Consider the following 1,042-nt stretch of genomic DNA (forward strand, 5'->3'; position numbering starts at 1 on the left):
CGGAGGTCAGTTCAAGGTTCTTCCCGATCGTTGTCGGGACCTTGATAGGCTGTAGGCCGAATCGCTCTGCGAGGAGGTAGTTGGGCTCCAACGGATTACGGAGCTTCCGGGTGATGTCGGCCGATACGGATCTGTATGCCTGGGAGTTGACCGTTCCGCACCGCACGGACAAAGGGAACTTGCGCTTGGCCTCCTCCGCAATGAGGCGATTGAAGGCCAAATAGACACCACGAGCCCGCCCTTTGGCGGTCGAGACGAGGCCTAGGGTGGAGGTCTTGCCGGCGCCCGCACGAGCGTCAACCTTCAACGGTTCGCCATCCAAGGACGCATCAACGACAGCGGTTTGCTCTTCGGTAGGCTGCATGTCAGGCGAGGGTCAGTTGTGTGTCAACGAGAGACGCGCGAAACGCCGCATCCCTCTCCCGGATCGCCGCACGGCGGCGCTCGCCCTCGCCGGTTTGCTGCTCAACTACATAGATGAAGTTGTTGGGAGTGGTGGGGCCACGCCATGCTCGCCACGCTTCCTGGATGTGGGCACGAACGGCCGCCGGTTGGGCGAAGTACATGCTGCGACCTTTGCGCCAGTGTTTGGCCTGGAGCGCGCGCATACGCAGCTCCAGACTGTCGGAACGACGCTGGCGCAGGGCGATTTCGTCAGCGACGGTGCGTTGTGACTCGGCTATGTGCTCGGGAAACAGGGGATAGCGCGCACGCTCGCGGGCCTGCTTGCGAGCGAAAGCGGCCTCGCGGCGCGAGGTAAAATCGATCGGGTAGTAACGGAGATAACGTGTGAAGCGCATGTCGGAAAACCATCGGGATATGGTTCCAAGTTACCGGCATGGCTGCGAAGTCAATGGCGCCGGTTGAGCGAACTGGCCGGTACGATTTTGGGGCGGGCAACGACGATCGAATCAAGCAAAAGCTCGATATTCGCGTGGGCTTTCGCCGCATTCCCACACCACAGCACACGACATGCGAGAAGTTGAAATAGGCGGCCGCCCAAAGGCCAAACCCTGCTCCCAGTTTGGGGAGGCTGAAGACC

General features: G+C 61.0%; 2 protein-coding genes. Both read right to left on the reverse strand.

Features of this window, described 5'->3' with window-relative positions; translation table 11 throughout:
* A partial coding sequence (locus tag ACRYR9_RS19665) for a DEAD/DEAH box helicase family protein (protein WP_459077415.1) occupies window positions 1–364 on the reverse strand: 364 nt, incomplete at its 3' end.
* A gap of 1 nt (window position 365) precedes the next feature.
* Window positions 366–800 carry a hypothetical protein gene (locus ACRYR9_RS19670; RefSeq protein WP_012435670.1) on the reverse strand — a complete coding sequence of 145 codons (435 nt, stop codon included), beginning with the start codon at window positions 798–800 and terminating at the stop codon, window positions 366–368.
* Window positions 801–1,042: the final 242 nt, after the last annotated feature.

This window comes from Kineococcus auxinigenes (assembly GCF_050871525.1).
Classification (GTDB): Bacteria; Actinomycetota; Actinomycetes; order Actinomycetales; family Kineococcaceae; genus Kineococcus.

What these genes read in the sequence shown, in the direction of transcription:
- ACRYR9_RS19670 (WP_012435670.1), bottom strand. Translation starts at nt 800, where the DNA reads ATGCGCTTCACACGTTATCTCCGTTACTACCCGATCGATTTTACCTCG.